Source organism: Myxococcales bacterium (assembly GCA_016720545.1).
Taxonomy (GTDB): Bacteria; Myxococcota_A; Polyangia; order Polyangiales; family Polyangiaceae; genus JAAFHV01.
The window spans coordinates 220,637-239,326 of the sequence record JADKKK010000006.1 but is presented as its reverse complement, the minus strand read 5'-3'; the positions used below and the strand labels follow the sequence as shown (position 1 = coordinate 239,326).

The window sequence follows — 18,690 nt, the reverse complement described above, 5'->3', positions numbered from 1 at the left end:
CCTGCCTGGTCGGGGCGCCGAGGTCAGTTCCGGGTGTAGGTGACGCGCTGGCCGAGCGCCCGGTCGACCTCCTCGCAGAAGGCGCGGAAGGCCGGGTACTCGGCGGCTGCGATGCGGGACTTCTTCAGCGCGACGCGGGTCTTCGTTCGAACCCGGGCCCCGGAGATCTCCACCTCGACCTGGTAGGAGCCGAACGGAGCGTCGCCCCTCGCGGCGCGGGGCTGACCCGTGATCTTCGCGCCCGCCGGCAGGTGGAGCGTGGTCTCGGTCTCGTCGGCGGTGAGCGCGAAGATGCGGAGGTCGCGCTTGCGCGCCGAGAGGGTCGCGTACTCGCGGACCATGTGCTCGCGGGGACCGGCGGACACCGTCATGGTGTTCCCGTCCTTGCGCGCGAGCTGCGAGACCTTGCCGCGCGCGCGAACGGCCACGGGCTCCTCGATCTTCTCGAGGTCGTTGGCGGTCACCTGCGCGAGCTCGAGCCCGGGGAACTCGTTCGCGAGGTCCTCTTGCACCCGCTTCTTCTGCGTGGAGAGCGAGTTGTAGCGGCCTCGCCAGCTGCCGGCGTGGACGCCGGTCACGTCGGCGCGCCACTCGAGCTGCGCCGAGCCGTCGGCCGCGAGGGTGGCCTCGACCTTCCGTGAGGTGACGCTCTCCTCTGGTGGGGGCTCCGGCAGGTGCACGAGCACGGGCTTGCCCTCGTGGATGCGCAGGCCGAGCGCGCCGCGGTCCATCGAGGGCAGCTCGCGCGACCCCGTGAACTCGGCGGTCCCGTCGAGGTAGAGGTCGAGCGAGGGCACGTAGGCGATGGCGTGATCGAAGGGCGCGAGGCTCGCGGGCGACGACTCGAAGTCGCCGCGCATGCCCGTGCGCAGGATCACGATGGTGGAGGGGATGCCCGCCTCCTTCAGCATGGTGACGATGAGGGTCGCCTTGTCTTTGCAGTCGCCGAAGCCGCGCGCGAAGATCTGCGCGCAGCGGTAGGGCTTGAAGCCGTGGATGCCGAACTCGAGGGCCACGTAGCGGGTGCGCTGGACCACGTAGTCGTAGATGGCGCGCACCTTCTCGGCCTCGGTGGTGAGGCCGCGGGTCACCTCGGCGACGCGGCGCTTCACCTCGTCGTCCGCGACGAACTGGTCCTTGACGAGGCCCCAGTACCACTTGCCCATGTCGTCCCAGGATTTGTACGTGGACACGTGGACGTGCCCGAGGAACGACGCGAACGGGGGCTGGAGCGGCTCGGGGTCGACGGGGGCGAGGTCCCGCGCGACGAAGCGCTCGATCCGCTGATCGCCCTGCTCGGCGGCCGTGCGCACCACCCCGGGGATGGCCGGCTGGTTGAAATGGAACGTGCGTGACTTGGGGGTCATGAGCACGTACTCGGCGTACGAGACGGGCTCCTGGCTCTGCATGTAGACGACCTCGCCGAAGTAGTCGGCGAAGGCGTTGCGTGGCGCGACGTCTTCGGTGCGGTAGAGCAGCTCGACCACGTCGCCGGGGAACAAACGTGGAAAGTGCACGTAATAGACCCGCTGGCTCGTGTACATCGCGATCTGCGGGTTGTCGGCCGGGCCGTCGCCGCTCTCGGCGGCCTCGTCGACCTGGCCGTTCTTGCGGTACACGCGCGCGCCGCGGAGCTGCACGGTCTCGGTGTCGGCCTCGAAGCCGAACGCGTACTCGCGGCCCTGCGCCGCGGCCGCGTCGGTGAGCGGCTGGTAGACCACCTGGTGGTAGCGGCTGGCGAGCCCGTTGGGGAACACCGTGGTCACTTGGAGATCGACCAACGTGCGCCGGTCGCGGCCCAAGGCGGGCGCGCCGCGCAGGGCGAGGAACTCCTTCGCCGGGCGCGTGTAGACCTCGTCGGGGCGGGGCTTCTCGGGCTCGGTGTGGGCGACGTACTCGCGCACGTCTTTCTCCTGAGGGCGGAGCTCGAGCACCTTGCGGAGGAGGCGGAGCTGCTCTTCCGTGGAGCCCCCCACGGCGTACACGTTGGCGAGCGCGCGCATCGCGTCGGTGTCCTCGGGGGCGAGCTCGAGGGCCCGGCGGTACGAGGCGACGGCCTTCGGGCGATCGCCGAGCGCGACGTACGCGCGGGCTGCGTGCCCGAGGGTGAGGGCGCTGTCGGGGTTGGCGGCGAGGAGGCGATCGACCCAGTGCCCGGCAGCGGCCCGGTCGCGCCGCGCGAGCGCGACGTCGAGCTTGCCCTGCGCGATGTGGGGATCGTCGAAGCGCAGGGCGGCGTAGCGATCTTCGACCGCCTCCGCCTCGCTCGTGCGGCTCAGCTCCTCGAGCGAGCTCGCCGTCGCGCGGAGCAGCGCGACAGACTTCGGGCGGCGGGAGAGGGCGCGCTCGAGCAGCGCGAGGGCCGTCTCCTTCAGGTTCGCCTCGGAGTAGAGCTCGACGCGCGCGAGCGTGGCGCGCACGTTGTCGGGGTCGAGCCCGAGCACCTTGTCGTACGACGGGATCGCGTCGCGGAAGTTGGCGCCCGAGCGAGCGTGGGCGGCGCGGGCGAGGAGCACGTCGACGCGCTCGTCGATCGGGACGTTGGTGCCGCCCTTGCGGACGAGCTCTTCGGCGCGATCGAGGAACGTGGCGGTCTGGTTGCGACCCTCGGTGAGCTCGCCCGCGAGCAAGAGGCGCGCGATCGTGGGCGCCTTGTCGGCGGCCTTGCGGGCGTGCGCGCGGGCGGCGTGCTCGGCCGGATCGTCGGAGGCGGTGAGCGAGAGGTAGCGGGCGTAGGCCTCCAGGAGCGCGGGGTCTTCGCCTTTGGCGAGCCGCTCGAACGCGGTGATCGGGCCCTCGAGGGTGCCGCCGGCGACCTTCGTCGCGTCCTTCTTGAAGCGCTGCGCGGCCGCCTCGCTCGCCAGAGCCGGATCGGCCGAAGCGCGAACGAAGGGGTCGACGCCGCCGTCGGCCGCGCCCACGCGGAGCGAGAAGATGGCGCCGTCCTCGTCGCCGCAGGTCTTCACCGTGAGGCGGTTCGCGCCCTCGCGGAGCAGCACGCGCGTCGCGAAGCGCTCCGCGTCGAGCGAGCGATACTTCGTGTCCTCGAGGACGGCCTCGCCGTTCCAGAACACCTTGGTGGCGCCCGCGCTGCCGAGCCACAGCGACACGGTGCGCGCGCCCTGGCCTTTGCGTGTATCCTGCACGAAAGAGGCCGCGTACACGCACGACTTCTCGGAGGGGCGCACGAGGGCGCCGGCGTCGAGCCACCCGAACTGGGCCACGTCGGGGACGGCGCGCCAGCGTACGGGGCGCTCCTTGCCGTCGTACGTGCGTCCGAAGGAGAGCGGCTCGCGGAGGTCTTGCTCCGGGCCGAACGCGCGCGCGAAGCCGGCCTTTCCCTCGTTGTCGAACGGGCCCGCCACGAGCCACTTTCCGACGTACCCGAGCCCCGAGACCTGCGCGCGGGCCCCATCGAAGTCTCCGCGGCGACGGCGCGCGTACGCCTCGAGCAGCCCGGCGTACACGCGGGCCGGCGGGGAGAGCGCGCGATCGCTCGCGAGCTCCCGGAGGGCCTCCTCGAGCTCGGCCGGATCGCCTTGGTCGTACTCGAGCCAAAGCGAGCGCAGCGCGGCGTAGACCCGCGGGCCCTGCGCCCTGTGAGCCTCGTCCCGGAGACGCCCGAGCTTGTCGAGGCGGTCGCCGAGGCGCGCGCCTGGAGCGGATCCGGCGGCGGCGGCGGCGACCCGCGGCGCGGGCGCGACCAGCGCCGAGGCGCACGCGGAGAGGACGAGGGCGAGCCCCGCGCGACGGGCGCTTGACTGCGCCCCCGCGGGACGGACGGTTCGGGACTTCACCCCAAGGTTTTCGGCCCCGCACCGCGGTCACGTCAAGGAGGGCTTGCCCCAAGCGGTCGTTTTCGGGCCGCGCCGCGCGAATGTTTGGCCCGCCGTGGGCCAGCGTTGGTATACCGATCGGCTCGCATGGTCCGAGGCCTGCTCAAGACGATTCGCCCGCACCAGTGGGTCAAGAACCTGTTCGTGCTGGCGCCCATGTTCTTCCACCGGGACGTGTTCGTCTCGGCGAACGGCGTCCCGGCGCTGAACTTGGTGGTCACGGGGCGCGCGCTCATCGCCACGTTCGTCTTCTGCCTGCTCGCCGGCGCCGTCTACACCATCAACGACCTCGTCGACGTCGAGCAGGACCGCATTCACCCGGTCAAGCGGGAGCGCCCGATCGCCAGCGGCGAGGTGCCCGAGGGCATGGCCAAGATCATGGCGGCCTCCCTGGTGATCGTGTCGCTCGGCGTGGCCCTCCGGCTCGACGTGCGCTTCGCGGCGGTCGCGCTGGTCTATTTCCTCGAGAACCTCGCCTACAGCTTCAAGCTGAAGAAGGTGGCGTTCCTCGACGTGGGCCTCATCGCGTTCGGGTTCGTGCTGCGAGTGCTCGCGGGCGGCTACGCCACTCACACGCCGAAGATCTCCACCTACATGATCGCCTGCACGGCGCTGCTCGCGCTCTTCCTCGGCTTCGGCAAGCGCCGACACGAGCTGGAGGGCGAGCACGCGGGCAAGCAGCGCTCGGCCCTGGAGGCTTACTCCAAGACCTCGCTCAACGTCGCACTGGGCATCACCGGCACGGCGACGGCGATCACGTACGTGGCCTACACGCTCGACCCGGCGACGCGCGCCTTCTTCAAGTCGGACAGCCTCTGGATGACGGCGCCGTTCACCTTGTTCGGCATTTTGCGCTTCCTCATGCTCGTGTCGGGCAAGGCGGGCGCGGGCAAGCGCGCCGAGTCGCCCACGCAGGACATGCTTCGCGACATGCCCTTCGTGCTCAACCTGGTGCTGTGGGTGGTCGTGGTCGTGGCGGTGGTCTACCGGCTCCACCCGGCGGACTGACCGACACGTCCGGCGCGCCGTGGTCACCAGCCCAGCGCTCGGAACCGGGACGAGGACGCGCTGCTGTGCACGCGCTTGCACAGACGTGCACGCCCACACCCAAATCACAGCCCAAGCGAGCGAGCACCGCGCCGCGTGCCTGCGCCCCCACGGAGACCGCGCGTCACCAGCAGCGTATCGAGGGCAGCGACGAGGCTGAGCGTGTCGGAGAGCGCGCGCTCGGTCTCGATCGCCCGGGCGGTGTCTCCGGCCACGTCGGTCATCATGATGCGGCTCGCGCGGGCGGCGACGCGCGCGCGGAAGGCGCGGAGATGCCCATTCCAAGGGGCAGCCGGCTCGAGCCAGAGGGTCTCGTTGGGCGCGTAGAGGGCGCCGTCGCGCCAGGCCCAGCCGCGGTCCTCGAGGGTCGCGAACACGAGGGTCTTGTCGGTCTCGGCCGGCGAGGTCGCGGCCCCGTCCGGCACGGGCGGAGCGTCGGGCACGGGGGGCGCCTGAGACGCCGCGTCGTCGGCGAGAGAGGGGAGCTTCGCCGACGGCGGGATGGGGGTCTCCTGCACCACGACCGGCCGGGGGAACCGGCGCGTAGGCCGCTCGGCGGGATCGCGCTCTTCGCTGCGTGGGGGCTGGTTCATGCCAACGCTCTAGGCAGGAATGGTGCCAGCACGGTCACCGGGATTTGTGGCGTCGGTGGCAGACCCTGCGCCAGTCTTGGCGCGCCACAAGTGGCGTACCTGCGCCAGTCTTGGCGTAGTCCGCGGGAAGCGCCACCCCGCGCCGAGCCCCTTGGAGAGCTCGGCGCGGAGGGCTCAGAGGACACGGGCCTACGGGAGGGTGAGGACGGCGCCAGGAGTGGCTCGGCCGCGACCCGTCACGATTCGCGGGGTCTACATCCTGCGCGGCGACCGCCGTGCGAGGCTCGGCCAGCGGTGCACGAACGCCAAGAGGGCCATTGGCGCGGCCCGGAGCGGCCGAAGCGGCTCAGCGAAGATTCAGCGCCTTGACCTTCCGAACGAACGTGCGGAGGGGCATGTTGAGTCGCTTCGCCGCCTCGGTCTGGTTGCCGGAGGATGCCGCCAGCGCTTCGGCGATGATCTTTCGCTCGTAGCTCTGCACCGTCGCGCGGAGATCGCGGGCCGCCTCGGCCGGCCGCCCGGCCGGGCGCGCAGGCTCCGGGCCCCGTGCCTCCGCGACCGGAGACGCGACGTGCGGAGGCAGCTCTGCGAGGGTGATCGGATCGCGCGCGGAGACCACGAGGGCGCGCTCGACGACGTTCCGCAGCTCGCGCACGTTGCCCGGCCACGCGTACGCCGTCAGCGCGTCGAGGGCGGCGGCGTCGAGGGTCCGCGCCGCGGCGCCGGTCCTGGCGACGGCGCGCTGCAAGAACGCCTCGGCGAGCGGGCGGATGTCGTCGCGACGCTCGCGGAGCGGCGGCACCGTGAGCGTGAGGCCGTTCAGCCGGTAGAGGAGATCGGCGCGAAAACCGCCCTCGCGCACGCGCGCCTGGAGATCGCGGTTGGTGGCGGCGACCACCCGCACGTCGACCGGGAGCTCGCGCGTCGAGCCCACCCGCACGACCAGGTTGCTCTCGAGGACGCGCAGGAGCGCGGCCTGTCCGTGGAGCGGGAGCTCGCCGATCTCGTCGAGCAGGAGGGTCCCCCCCGAAGCCACCTCGAAGGCCCCGCGGCGCCGCTCTCCCGCGCCCGTGAACGCGCCCTTCTCGTGGCCGAACAGCGTGCTCTCGACGAGCCCTTCGGGGATCGCGGCGCAGCTCACCGTGAGCATGGGGCCCGCGGCTCGTGGGCCGCCTTCATGAAGCGCGCGCGCCGCGACCTCTTTGCCCGCGCCCGTCTCGCCCTGCAGAAGCACGGGGATCGCGGACGCGGCCGCCCGCGCGAGCTCCGCGAACACGGCGCGAATGGCGGCGCTGGCGAGAATGGGCCGCCCGAGCTCCTCCGCGGGGGGCGGCCGGGTGCCGACGAGCGACGCGGCGCGCGCGTGGACCTCGACGACGACCGCGCCGAGCCGCACCTCGTCGCCGGGCGCGAGCACCACCTTGGTGACGCGCCGGCCGCGGAACCAGGTGCCGTTGCTCGCGCCGAGGTCCTCGCATTCGACGTCCGTCCCCGCGCCGCGCGTGAAGCGCGCGTGTTTTCGCGAGAGCGTCGCGTCTTGGAGCGTGCCGGCGGGAGCGTCGCCGCGACCGACCACCACCGCGCGGCCGGTCTCGAGCTCGATCGCTTGGGCTCCACCGGGGTGATAAACGAGCAGCGAGAGGCGTGAAGCGCCTGGGCTCCCGGGCGCGGCGCGCGCGCGGTCCTCCTCGTCGAGTCGCTCGGTGTCTGCGTCCACGGCGCCGCGAGCATACGGGCCGCGCGGATCTTTGCCCACCCGTCGCGGCCCCTTAGTACCTTCGGGGCATGGCGACCGCGCCCCGCTTCCAGATCGGGCAGCGCCTCGGGGCGGGAGGCATGGGAGTCGTCTACGAAGCGCTCGACCGCGAGCAGGGCAAGCGCGTGGCGCTGAAGCGGCTCGCGCGCGTCGGACCTGTCGAAATTCAACAGTTAAAACGTGAGTTTAGATCGCTCGCTGACGTCGTCCATCCGAACCTCGTACGGCTCCATGAGCTGCTCACCGCGGACGACGGCGAGCCGTTCTTCACGATGGATCTCGTGCTTGGCGTCGACTTCCTCGCGTACGTCCGCCGGGGACCCCACGGCGAAGAAGCGACGGTCAGCCTGTCGCAGGCGCTACGGTCCGCCACCGAGACGCCCTCGCGCGCCGAGGACCGCCCGGAAGGCGCCGTCGATGTGCCGCGGCTGCGTCACGCACTCGGCCAGCTCGCGCTCGGCCTGTCGGCGCTCCACCGCGCCGGGAAGGTGCACCGCGACCTCAAGCCCTCCAACGTGATGGTGCACGACGACGGCCGCCTCGTGATCCTCGACTTCGGCCTCGTCCGCAGCCGGCGGCGCGACGTGGAGAGCGAGCCGCTCATCGGCACGGCCGCGTACATGGCGCCCGAGCAGGTCACGGGCGCCCGCCCGTCGCCCGCCTCCGACTGGTACAGCTTCGGGGTCATGCTCTACGAGGCGCTGACGGGGCACTGCCCGCACGACGGCCCGCTCGGAGAGCTGCTCCGTCGCAAGCTCCTCGAGGATCCCCCACACCCGCTCGCCGTCGCGGCCGGCGCGCCCGCGGACCTCGCCGACCTCGCCGCGCAGCTGCTCGCGCGGCGGCCCGAGCTGCGCCCGACCGAGGCCCGTGTACTGACGGCGCTCGGGGTCGACGCGCCCGCCTCGCGGCTCGGCGAGCCCCTCGACGCGTTCGTGGGTCGCGACGCCGAACGACGCGCGCTCACCGACGCGGTCCGGGACGTCCGCGAGGGCCGTTCGGTCACCGTCCACTTGGCGGGCCAGTCAGGCATGGGCAAGACGGCGCTGGTCGAACGTGTGCTCGACGACCTCGAGGCCGACGGCGACGTCCTCGTGCTGCGCGGCCGATGCTTCGAGCGCGAGACCGTCCCGTACAAAACCGTCGACGGGCTCGTCGACGCGCTGGCCCAGCACCTCACATCGCTCGATCGTGACGAGCGCGCCTCGCTGCTCCCGCCCGACGCAGCCTCGCTGGCGCGCGTGTTCCCGGCGCTGCTCCGCGTCCCCTCCATCGCCGAGGCGGCGCTCGAGGCGCCCGTCGTGCAAGACGACCAGGAGCTGCGACGGCGCGGCTTCTTGGCGTTGAAGCGGCTGCTCGCGGCGCTCGGGCGCAAGCACACGCTCGTGCTCGCGGTCGACGATCTCCAGTGGGGCGATCTCGACGGCGCGCGAGTCCTCGTCGAGCTACAGCGCCCTCCGGCCGCGCCGCGCCTGCTGCTCCTCGGGAGCTACCGCAGCGAGGAGGCGGCGAAGAGCGCCTGCGTGACGGCGCTGCTCACCGAGGCGCGTGAGCACGGGGTTTGGCGCGACACGAGGCACGTCCCGCTAGGCGCGCTCACTCAGATCGAGGCCTTCGAGCTCGCGCTGACGGCGCTCTCCGCCGCGGGGCGCCCGCTCGCCGAGCTCGACGGCCTCGCCTCGTCGATCGCAGGCGAGTCCGACGGGAGCCCCTTCTACGTGTGGGAGCTCGCGCACGCGGCGCTCCGCGGGGGACGCGACGAGGTGACCCTCACGCGGCTCCTCGAGGAGCGCATCCGCGGCCTCGACGAGGGCGCGCGGCGGCTGCTCGAGGTGGTCGCGATCGCCGGCGGCCCCGTCGCACAGCACCTCGTCGCGCACGCGGCGGAGAGCGCCGAGCCGCGCGACGCGCTGGCGACGCTGCGCTCCCAGCGGCTCGTCCGGGCGCGCGGCCTCTCGGACGCGGACACGGTCGAGACCTACCACGACCGCGTGCGCGAGACCGTGCTCGCCGCCCTGGATCCGAGCCGCAGGCGCGAGCTGCACCGGCGCGTCGCGACCGCGCTCGAGGGGCGCGGAGAGGGCGATCCCGAGCAGCTCGCCGAGCACTGGGGGCGCGCGGGCGAGCGCGACCGCGCGGCGGATCTGGCCGCAATCGCGGGCGAGCGCGCGGCGCACGCGCTGGCGTTCGAGCGCGCCGCGCGACTCTACGCCCTCGCGCTGCGGCGGAGCCGACTCACCCCCGCGCGCCGCTGTGAGCTCGAGCGGCGTCGCGGCGAGGCGCTCGCCAACGCGGGGCGCGGCGCAGAGGCGGCCGCCGCGTTCCTGCGCGCCGCCGAGCGCGACCCGCGCGACCCCCACGACCCGCGCGACCGCACGCCGGCCCTCGAGCTCCGCCGCCGCGCGGCCGAGCAGCTCCTGAGCTCGGGGCACATCGACGAGGGACTTCAGGTCCTCGGCGGGGTGCTCTCGCCGCTCGGCGTGTGGCTCCCGCGCTCACCGCGGCTCGCGCTCGCGTCGCTGCTCGTTGGACGCGCCGAGCTCGCGCTGCGCGGTACGCGCTTCCGCGAGCGGTCCGAGGCGGAGGTCTCTCCCGAACAGCGCCTCCGCATCGACGCGTGCTGGGCCCTCACCGTGGGGCTCAACGGCGTCGACATGATCCGCGGCGCCGACTTCGCGACTCGCACGCTCCTGTTATCGTTAAGACATGGAGACGCTTACCGAATCGGCCGCGCGCTCGCCTTCGAGACGACCACCAACGCGTTCGTCGGAGCGAGCCGACGCGCGAAGGCGGAGGCCTTGGCCGCCGAGCTGCGCGACCTCGCCGACCGCCTCGGGAGCCCCCACCTGCGCGGCTTCGCGCTGCTCGTGACGGGCATGTGCGACGCGTTCGCCGCCGGCCGCTGGACCAGCGCGCTCCGGTGGTACGCCCAGGCCGAGCGCGTGTTCCGCGAGGAGTGCAGCGGCGTGCCATGGGAAGTCGCGACGACCGACATGGTGACCGCCTGGTCTCTCTTCTACACGGGCCGCGTGCGCGAGCTCGCCGCGAGGCTCCCCGCGACGCTGAGCGCCGCCGAGCAGCGCCGCGATCTCTACGCGCAAGCGAACCTCACGACCTCGACCACGTGGGTGATGCTCGCGGCCGACGACGTGGCCGGCGCGCGCGCATACCCGGTCGCCGTGATGGCGCGCTGGTCGCGCGACGCGTTCCACCTGCAGCACTACGTGGCGCTCTTGGCGGAGACCCACGTCGACCGCTACGACGGACGCGGCGTCGACGCGTACGACCGCCTCGCGCGCTCGTTCGCTGCGCTCGAGGGCTCGCAGCTGCTCCGCGCCCAGGCCAACCGCATCGTGGCCCACTACGAGCGTGGTCTCTCGGCCGTCGCGGCCGCCGACGACGCGCCGTCCCGCGCGACGCGGCTCGCCGAGGTGGCGCGGGCCGACGCCGACAAACTCGACGCGGAGGGGGTCGCGTGGGCCGCTCCGTTCGCGCTGCTCATCCGCGCGGGCGCGCGCGCCGTGCTGGGCGACCTGGAGGGCGCCGCGGCGCTCTTGGTGCGCGCGGAGTGCGCGTTCGACGCGTGCGACATGCGGCTCTACGCCGCCAGCGCGCGGCGACAGCGCGGGCGGCTCACGGGGGGAGCCCAGGGCCTCGAGCTGGTCCGCACGGCGGACGCGCGCATGGCCGACGAGGACATCGAAGAGCCCGGGCGGTGGGCAGCGATGCTCGCCCCCGGCTTCCGCCGCGCGACCGGCGACTAACCCCGACTATTCAGGCGCTCCCGCGCGGCGTCGGCGCCGCCCGAGCGCCGCGAGCGCGAGCGCGAGCACGCCCGTCCCCGCCGCCTCAGGCGAGGTGGCGCCGGCGCGGATTTGGCACCCGCCCGTCTCGTCTTCGAGGCGCTCGAGGTCGCTCGCTCCCGCGCCGCTCGGACCGCCGGAGGCGCTCGCGGGCCCGGCATCGCCCCGCGGCCCCGCATCGCCGCCAGTCCCCACCCCGCCGCCGTCGGCGCCGGTGTCACCGGCTCGAGTCACCCGAATGGCATCGAACACCAGCTGGCGCTTCAGGCCTACGGCCTCTCCGGTGTTGTCGTCGAGCCGCAGAGACTGCGCCGCCCCTCGCGCGAACGCGAAGGTTCCGAGCGATTGCCAGCCATCTTGGGCCGTCTGGTCGATGACCTTCTGCGACGTCCGCGCGCCGTGTCTCACTGTGTACGTCGCCCGCTGCGCCGCTGCGTACGCCTTGGCGGTATAGACCTCGACGAGGTAGTCGCCGGCGTCGGCAGAGTTCAGATCCCAGGTCGCATAGTTGTCTGGGTTGGCGTCGCTCGTCGCGAGCGTGAACATCAACGAGCCGCCGTGGCCCGCAGCGGCCGACTGCCAAGTACGCAGGCGACCCTGCGGTCTTGAAGCACAGCGGCTCGCTCTCGCTCAGCGTGCGCCCTTGGGGCGGAATCGGATCAGGTTCTCGGCCCCGTCCATTGGCTCGGGCACCGCCGCGTTGCCGCCGTAGGAGCCGCCCGTGCCGCTGCCTCCGACCAGGCTGTCGCGGTGCAGGACCCAGTGCAGGTGCGGTGTCGAGAACGAAGCGCACGAGAGCGCTCCCTGGCACGACTGCCCAAGAGCGCCGAGCTTCTGCCCGGCGCTCACGGTCGCGCCTTCCGTGACCGTGACCGAGTCGAGGTGAGCGTAGAGGCTGTGGTATTTGTGCCCGTCGCCGAGGTCGTGCTCCAAGATGACGCGTTGGCCGTAGTTGGCCCACCCGGACGTCGCCCACCCCGCCTTGACCACCTTGCCCGCCAGCGGGGCGACGACCGGGAGGCCCTTTCCGGCGTCCGGCTGACCGTCGTAGACGAGGTCGAGCGCGTAGTGATCGTTGGCTTTGCCGCTGGCGTTGGTGTCGGCGTGCAGCGACGAGCCGCCGCTCGGGCTGTAACCCGAGAGCAGCTTGATCTTGGACCCCGCGGGGAATGGCAACGAGAGCTTCGACCCCGTCGGGTAGCGGACCGCGCCGCTGATCGGCGAGGTGAGCGCGGCCGCGCGCGGGGCCCAGGAGAGCAGCGCGAGCGTCGCCATGCCCAGCAGCGCTCCCCGCGCGGTGAGACCCGCTTCGAGGCAAGGGCGACGTGTGGGAGGGCTTGCATGCTGCCCAAACAGCAACCGCCATGCCAGCGCGGGGCGCGCGGGTTTGCGGGAGAAGAGGGCGGTGCAGGGGAGGCTCGTCGACGATCCGTGGGGTGGCGGCGACCCGCCAGGGCGCGGTGCGACCGGCGTGAGTCGCTCGCCCTTCGCCTCGTGCCCGGCCCCAGGGGACTCGATGCCTCAGCGCCCCGAGAGGGTGACGCGGCCGAAGGTCGAGACCCCGCTCGCACACGCGCTCGCGTTCCCCTGGAACCCGGTCGAATCGAGGCGGAGAGAGAAGACCTTCGTCGTGGGGTGCCAGGTGACCACCATGTTGCGGAGCGAGTCGGAGATGGGGCGGGCGACGTCGAGGAGCTTGGACATTTCGTCGATCTCCTGGGCCGACTCGCCTGCGGCCCGCGCGATCTCTACGCCCACTCGCCACATGGGCGTCGCCACCGTGATGGTCGCCCGCTGGAAGCGGAGCGTGCCGTCCGCCTGAGGCGCGGGGGCGCCGAGCGACATGCCGATGCCCGCGATCGTGGTGGCGCCCGTGGCGAGGTCGAGCTCGAGCGGTACGGCGGCCCCCCGCATGAAGTTGCCGAAGTAGCGGCAACAGCCGCGCATGGTCATCGCCCCAACGGGACAGCTCGCCGAACCCAACGTGGCGCTCCCGTCCCAAATCCGCTCGCCTCCCACGACGATGTTCCCCCGGAGGACGCCGTCGGCACCTTGGACGAGCGTCGAACCCCCGGCATCCGGGGCCGCGTCGGAGGCATCCGGGGCCGCGTCGGAGGCATCGGGAGCCGCGTCGGTCGGCGCATCGGGAGCCGCGTCGGTCGGCGCATCGGGAGCCGCGTCCGACGTGTCCGACGCGTCCGTCGGTGGCCTCGAAGCGTCGAGGCCGGCCGAGCCCGACGTCGTCGGGGCCGGCGGTGGCACCGGGACCGTGGTGGTCCTGGAGGGCGCCCCCGCCTCGGCCTCTCCCGGGGCAGGCGCGGTCTCACCGGAGCATGCCCCTGCGACCGTGGCGAGCCCCACCACCCACACGGCCAACATCCCACGCGCGGTCATGTCTGCAGGCTTCATCTCGCTCCTCACTCCACTCGCCCCCTCGCGAATGACAAGTGACCATCGTACGAGCGGCCGACGGCGATCGCTACTCGCGTTCGCGAGCGGCCGAGCGGGCCGATTTCTGCCGCGTGGAGCGCGCGCGAACGGCGCGCGGGCTCACGCGGTCCACTCCCCGTCGCGAGCCATTCGGAGTGAGAGGCACGTCAGCCCGCCGTCGGCCGCGTGAAGAGCCGTCGCGCGGATCGCGCGGATCTCCAGGCCGAGGGCCGCCAGGCTGTCGGCCGTCCGCGGGGCGTCCGCGGAGACCACGACGACGTCCCCGAAGGCGAGCACGTTGGCGCCCTCGGGCTCGAGCGCCGGGACACAGGTGAGGCCGGCGGCGCGAAGGACATCGAGCGCGTCGGGCGCGAGCACGCCCGGCGCGTAGACGAGCGTCGTCGCGCTGGCGAGCGTGCACGCCGACTTGAGGTGCAGGCCGCCACTAGACCCACGGCTCGGGAGCGCCTCTCTCGCGCGTGATGTGATCAGCGACCCGAGAGGGAGACCCGGCGGTGCTCCGGCCCCCCAAAACGCGTGGGGCTCACACTGTCCAGGCACCCTCGCGAGGAATCCGGAGCGAGAGACACGTCAGCCCGCCGTCGGCCGCGTGAAGCGCCGAGGCGCGGATCAGGCGGATCTCCAGGCCAAGACCTGCCAGGCTCGCGGCCGCCTTCGGGACATCCGCGGAGACCACGCCGACACCTCCCAACGCGATCACGGTGGCTCCCTCAGGCTCGAGCGCTGCAGCGCAGAGCATGTCGCGCGCGGCAACGAGAGCCTCGCCCCCGTCGCCGGGTAGCGGACCGCGCCGCTGTTCGGCGAGGTGAGCGCCCCGGCACGCGGGGCCACGAGGGCCGCGCGAGCGTCGCCAATCCCAGCCCCGAGGCCCGAGCCGGTGGGCGCGAAGGGGTGCATGCCCCCCCCCATCAGCGACCGGCATGCCTCGTCAGGGGAGCGCGGTTCGCAGCAAGAAATGGGAGCGGCAGGGGAGGCTCGTCGACGATCCGTGGGGTGGCGGCGGCCCGCCTCGCCCGCGCCTCGCGGCGGGGGCGTTCGTACCTCGCGCTCCCCCCCTTGAGCTCCTTCCGTGTCACGCAGGCGGCGTTCGGTCGCGTTGACGCGCAGCTGGAGGCTACTTGCTGAACCGAAGCACGGTGCCCCGAGGCTTCGCGCCGGGCGATCCGAGCATCATGTAGTTGCCTCCCACCGCGAAGGCCCCACCCCGGCCGTCGCCCCACACGGCGTGCAGGTCCACGCGCGCCAGACTCTCGGCCCCCGCGGCGCTGTCGTCGAGGAAGGTCGCCTGCCCGTCGAAGCGGAAGCGCTGGTGACGCTCTCCGACCATGTGCACCGCGTCGGCGTCGACGTACACGCCGCTCATGATCCCGCTCATGTCCTCCGGGACCCGAACGGGTGACCAGCCCGCGCCATCGCGACGCAGCAGGGTGGGCGGCGGGCCCCCGATCGCGTATACGCCCCGCGCTCCACCGTGGACGGTGAACAGCGAGATCCCGGGCAGGGGCTCGCGCGTCCATGTGACTCCGTCGTAGTGGAGAGCGCCGCCCTGCCCGACGACGAACACGTCGTTGGCGCTCCGCCCCCACACCTTGAAGAACGTGGCATTCGCCGGCGAGGGCACCGTGACGAGCTTCCAGGCGACACCGTCATAGTGGAGGAGCACGTCGTTGGGCCCGCTCCCGGACGCGGTGCCGCCTACGGCCCAAACGTCGGTCGCGGTCGCGGCCCAGACCCCGTAGAGCGTGGCGGTCGTGCCGGTAGGGACCGTGGTGAACCGCTGGCCATCCCAGTGGAGCGCCAGCCCGTTCTCGCCGACGGCCCAGAAGTCACGACTGGACACTCCGTGCAGCCACCAAATCGACTCGGTCCTCCCGGTGGGGACCTCGGTCAAGGTCGCGCCGTCCCAGCGCATCAGGAGCGCCCCGCCGCCGGCGCCGAAGCTCCCCCCTCCCACGAGGACGTCGTCCGGGGACGTGCCCCACACGCAGACCGGGATGCGGTCGAGCGCGTCGCGGAGCAGGGTCCAGCGCGGCGCGGGGGCCGCGTCGGCCTCGGCCGGCGCGACGGGGCTCGCGCCCGGGCAGCCGCACAAACCAGCCCCGAGCGCGGCGATCGCCAAGACGCTTCGACTCCGCATTCCGTTCGTTCGCATCGTTCTCCTCGAGAGCCTTCAGAGGGTGAGGAGGAACGCGACGAGGTCGTCGAGCTCCTCCGCTGACAGAGTGGACGTGGCGCCGTGGGTGTCGGGCATACCGTCGGTCTCGTTGAAGCCTCGCTCGCCCGGGCGCAGCCCCGGATGTCCCGGCGTCGCGAGGGCCTCTCGGAGGCTCGGCGCGCGCCCGTCGTGAAAGAAGCCCTGCGCCCTGTCCCAGATGCCTCGAAGCTGCGGGACCCCGAAGCGTACGCCCCCTTGGTCCTGTTGCGCCTCGGGGAAGGTCTGGAGAAATCCAGGTGTCACGCGATCGACCTCCTCGCCGGTGCTCTTCCGCCGCGGGCTCACTACCGCGGGAAACCGGAGCGGCACCCCCGAGGGGTTGAATTCGCGTGTCACGGTAGTGAGCGGCAGGGGATGGCACGTGTTGCACCCGACCGCTGGCGCTCGGTAGACGCGCTCGCCCCTCCGCGCCGACGCGCCGTCGATCGCGGCGTTGGGGTTCGGGAGGAGGCGAGGGCGCTGGAGCAAGAAGACGCCGAGCGCGCGCGTCACTCCGTTGAAGTCGAGGGGTATCGCCTCGCGCCGGTCTGCGCCATCGTCCGCCGACACGGTCGCGAAGAGCGCGTCGCCGAAGGTGTGGTCGCGACCAAACAGCTCCTTGGACGCGGCGAGAAAGTGTGCATTTCGCTTCAGGTGCTGGCTACCGTAGGCGCGGCCCTTGCACTCCAAAGGAGGGTTGTTGGCGCAGTCGAGCACGTGCGCACACCCCGCGAGCCCCGGCTCGGACGCGCAGCGCTCCGGCGACGGATACTTCGACCACACGAGCGGGTCAATCTGCTCGCAGCAGAAGTTCTCCTTGCGAGCGAACTCATTGATGACCGGAAAGAAGTTGGTCTCGCTCATCGCGGCTTCCATGAACCAAGGGCGCGTGTCGAAGGCGCCGCGATAGGCCATCACCATTCGATTGCCCCAGACCGGATCGGCCTGCAGCGGCATGGCGATCGCCTTCGCGATGTTGCCGCCCTCGCGGTGGCAGTGCGCGCAGGTTTGGTCGCCGTCCACGGTGAGCTTCGCGGTCACGAAGTTGATGCCCTCGCCGAGCTCGGCGTCGGTGGCGGGGAACGGCCCGCCAGACAGATCGCCCACGGGTATTCGGCGCTCAGCCCCCGGCCCCGCGCGAAGGTCGAGCACGGTGACGTGCTCTCCGAGTCGCTCGGTGACGTACGCCCTGGCGCCGTCGGGAGACAGGACGATCTGCTGCGGGTTCATCCCGGTCTGGTGGAGCTTGCCGGCCCGGTCGAGCGCGGAGAGGGCGCCATCGGGCGCGATCCGGAAGCTCTGCACCTCGTTGGAGCCGGAGTAGACCACCCGCAGCGTGTCCCCCGAGGCGGCCATGCGCTCGGGCAGCGCCCCGGCGACGATCCATGTGTCGCGAGGAGGGAGGAACGCGAGGCGCGACGCCGGCCACGTGTCGGGCGCGGGGAGCGCGGCGCCCCGCTCCGGGTGCGCTGGATCGACGTCGCGGAAGTCCGCGCAGCAGATGGTGTCCGACGTGAAGTTCTTCACCAAGGTCCCGGTCGCGTCGAACACGGCGATCTCGTTCTGGAGATCTTGGAACATGACGTTAGCGGTCCCGTCGCCAGGCTTGCCGTCGCCGTCGGTGTCGAAGCCCTCGTCCGGAGGATGCTGCGATCCGCGACCGGTGTGCGTGACGAACACCCACCGCCCGAGCGCGACGACCCCGCCTGGAGGCGAGCCAAGCCCGACCCGACGCACCTCCACGTCGCGACGAAGATCGATCACCGAGAGAGAGAGGCCGGTCAGGCTGGCGACGTAGAGCGTGTCGCCGTCTGGAGACACCGCGAGGTCGCGGGGGTTGTCGCCTACCGGAATGCCCACTCTCGCGTCGTCCGGCGCGCCCGAGTAGCTCGTAGACACGACCCGAAGAGATGTGTCGATGGCGACGTCCCAGCGGAGCACGCTGTCCTTCCAGCGGTTCGCCAGGTAGGCGCGGCGCCCATCCGGAGTGAAGATCACGCCGGTGGTGTAGTAGGGTATCGGCACCTCGGAGACCACGCGGTCGGCGCGCACGTCGACGACGGAGGCGAAGCGCGAGTAGCGATGAGTGACCACGGCGTAGCTGCCGCCGGGGTGCATCGCGATCGCCGACGGGCTCGCCCCAACGCGGATGCGCGTCGTGACGCGCGCGCTCGCGGTGTCGACCACCGAGATCTCGGAGCCCGGCTCGTCCTCGGTCCCCTCGAGCGCGACGTAGAGCTTGCGCCCGTCTGGGGTGATGGCGAGCGCGCCCGGGTGATCGCGGTGCGGCTGCGGCGCCCACAGCGGCTCCCCGGGGCCAAACGGGTTCGGGCCTGGCTCGAGCGTGCGACGCCCCTCCAGCGTAGGGGAGGAGCACGCGTCCGCCGCGGTAGCGGAGGCGGCGAGCGCGGCGGCGAGGGCTAGGTTCAGGGTCCAGCGTCGGGGCATTCGGTCCCTCCGTCGGCGGCCTGACAGCCGCCGCGCTCGAGCGCGAGCTTCATCGACTGCTGGGCCGAGCACGCTCCAGAGCCCCCCGCGGCGGGTGTGCTCGCGCGGAGGACCACGGCGGCGTTTCGACCCAACAGCTCTGGCAGCGGAGTGTCGTTGAAGAAGAGCTGGAGCGGCTCGGCGTAGAGCGCCCCGTCCGGGCCCGCGACCAGATCTATCCTCCCCACGTCCTGCGTGGACGGGCGGTGACCGTCGACCGTAACCTGCAAGCGAAACGAGGCGGCCTTCGCCTGGGTTCCGCCCAGCCTGGCCACTCCGTCGATGAAGCGAAAGCCCTGAAATCCAAGGGTAATCTTGCCGGGATCCCCGTCGCGGAAGGGTGTGAAGCCCGCGCCCTCTCTGCGGCCCCACGACAGCTCGAGCGGCCGTACGCACGCGTCGGCGTCCGGAGCGTCGGCGTCAGGGGCGAGGCCGCCACCTCCCGTACATGCGCACGCGAGGAGGAGCGCTGCGACGAGAGTCCCCGTTGGGCGGCCAGGCGAAGTAGGTGATTTTTCCATGA

At 72.4% G+C, this 18,690-nt stretch carries 12 protein-coding genes; 2 read left to right on the top strand and 10 right to left on the bottom strand.

Going from position 1 to position 18,690, the window contains the following annotated elements:
* Positions 1-23: 23 nt before the first annotated feature.
* Positions 24-3,797: a DUF3857 domain-containing protein gene (locus IPQ09_14780; protein MBL0195461.1), complete on the bottom strand. Its 3,774-nt coding sequence runs from the start codon at positions 3,795-3,797 to the stop codon at positions 24-26.
* A gap of 126 nt (positions 3,798-3,923) precedes the next feature.
* On the opposite strand from IPQ09_14780, the gene IPQ09_14775 reads away from it, so the two are divergent.
* Positions 3,924-4,844 carry a UbiA prenyltransferase family protein gene (locus tag IPQ09_14775; GenBank protein MBL0195460.1) on the top strand — a complete coding sequence of 307 codons (921 nt, stop codon included), beginning with the start codon at positions 3,924-3,926 and terminating at the stop codon, positions 4,842-4,844.
* Positions 4,845-4,948: 104 nt separating this feature from the next.
* On the opposite strand, the gene IPQ09_14770 is transcribed toward IPQ09_14775, so the two are convergent.
* Together IPQ09_14770 and IPQ09_14765 are read right to left on the bottom strand one after the other, a co-directional pair.
* Positions 4,949-5,476, bottom strand: a complete 528-nt coding sequence (locus IPQ09_14770) for a hypothetical protein (protein MBL0195459.1) — start codon at positions 5,474-5,476, stop codon at positions 4,949-4,951.
* Between the two features lie 346 nt (positions 5,477-5,822).
* Positions 5,823-7,193 carry a sigma 54-interacting transcriptional regulator gene (locus IPQ09_14765; GenBank protein MBL0195458.1) on the bottom strand — a complete coding sequence of 457 codons (1,371 nt, stop codon included), beginning with the start codon at positions 7,191-7,193 and terminating at the stop codon, positions 5,823-5,825.
* Positions 7,194-7,261: 68 nt separating this feature from the next.
* Here IPQ09_14765 and IPQ09_14760 point away from each other — a divergent pair, with 68 nt between their 5' ends.
* Complete coding sequence (locus IPQ09_14760; GenBank protein MBL0195457.1) at positions 7,262-10,996, top strand: protein kinase; 3,735 nt, start codon at positions 7,262-7,264, stop codon at positions 10,994-10,996.
* 6 nt (positions 10,997-11,002) lie between these two features.
* On the opposite strand, the gene IPQ09_14755 is transcribed toward IPQ09_14760, so the two are convergent.
* The 7 genes from IPQ09_14755 to IPQ09_14725 form a co-directional block, all read right to left on the bottom strand.
* Entirely contained in the window at positions 11,003-11,581 is a 579-nt protein-coding gene (locus IPQ09_14755; GenBank protein MBL0195456.1) for a hypothetical protein, read from the bottom strand.
* 84 nt (positions 11,582-11,665) lie between these two features.
* Entirely contained in the window at positions 11,666-12,310 is a 645-nt protein-coding gene (locus tag IPQ09_14750; protein MBL0195455.1) for a M23 family metallopeptidase, read from the bottom strand.
* 246 nt (positions 12,311-12,556) lie between these two features.
* Positions 12,557-13,444: a hypothetical protein gene (locus IPQ09_14745; protein ID MBL0195454.1), complete on the bottom strand. Its 888-nt coding sequence runs from the start codon at positions 13,442-13,444 to the stop codon at positions 12,557-12,559.
* Positions 13,445-13,585: 141 nt separating this feature from the next.
* Positions 13,586-13,843 carry a hypothetical protein gene (locus IPQ09_14740; protein ID MBL0195453.1) on the bottom strand — a complete coding sequence of 86 codons (258 nt, stop codon included), beginning with the start codon at positions 13,841-13,843 and terminating at the stop codon, positions 13,586-13,588.
* A 757-nt stretch (positions 13,844-14,600) separates the two neighbouring features.
* Positions 14,601-15,638 carry a hypothetical protein gene (locus IPQ09_14735; GenBank protein ID MBL0195452.1) on the bottom strand — a complete coding sequence of 346 codons (1,038 nt, stop codon included), beginning with the start codon at positions 15,636-15,638 and terminating at the stop codon, positions 14,601-14,603.
* An 18-nt stretch (positions 15,639-15,656) separates the two neighbouring features.
* Positions 15,657-18,128: a hypothetical protein gene (locus IPQ09_14730; protein MBL0195451.1), complete on the bottom strand. Its 2,472-nt coding sequence runs from the start codon at positions 18,126-18,128 to the stop codon at positions 15,657-15,659.
* Positions 18,107-18,688, bottom strand: a complete 582-nt coding sequence (locus IPQ09_14725) for a hypothetical protein (protein MBL0195450.1) — start codon at positions 18,686-18,688, stop codon at positions 18,107-18,109. The genes IPQ09_14730 and IPQ09_14725 overlap by 22 nt, the downstream gene beginning before the upstream one ends.
* Positions 18,689-18,690: the final 2 nt, after the last annotated feature.

Bases quoted from the DNA above. Each gene is read 5' to 3' on its own strand.
- IPQ09_14725 (MBL0195450.1), bottom strand. From the start codon at position 18,688: ATGGAAAAATCACCTACTTCGCCTGGCCGCCCAACGGGGACTCTCGTC.
- IPQ09_14730 (MBL0195451.1), bottom strand. From the start codon at position 18,128: ATGCCCCGACGCTGGACCCTGAACCTAGCCCTCGCCGCCGCGCTCGCC.
- IPQ09_14750 (MBL0195455.1), bottom strand. From the start codon at position 12,310: ATGGCGACGCTCGCGCTGCTCTCCTGGGCCCCGCGCGCGGCCGCGCTC.
- IPQ09_14735 (MBL0195452.1), bottom strand. From the start codon at position 15,638: ATGCGAACGAACGGAATGCGGAGTCGAAGCGTCTTGGCGATCGCCGCG.
- IPQ09_14755 (MBL0195456.1), bottom strand. From the start codon at position 11,581: ATGTTCACGCTCGCGACGAGCGACGCCAACCCAGACAACTATGCGACC.
- IPQ09_14760 (MBL0195457.1), top strand. From the start codon at position 7,262: ATGGCGACCGCGCCCCGCTTCCAGATCGGGCAGCGCCTCGGGGCGGGA.
- IPQ09_14775 (MBL0195460.1), top strand. From the start codon at position 3,924: ATGGTCCGAGGCCTGCTCAAGACGATTCGCCCGCACCAGTGGGTCAAG.
- IPQ09_14770 (MBL0195459.1), bottom strand. From the start codon at position 5,476: ATGAACCAGCCCCCACGCAGCGAAGAGCGCGATCCCGCCGAGCGGCCT.
- IPQ09_14745 (MBL0195454.1), bottom strand. From the start codon at position 13,444: ATGAAGCCTGCAGACATGACCGCGCGTGGGATGTTGGCCGTGTGGGTG.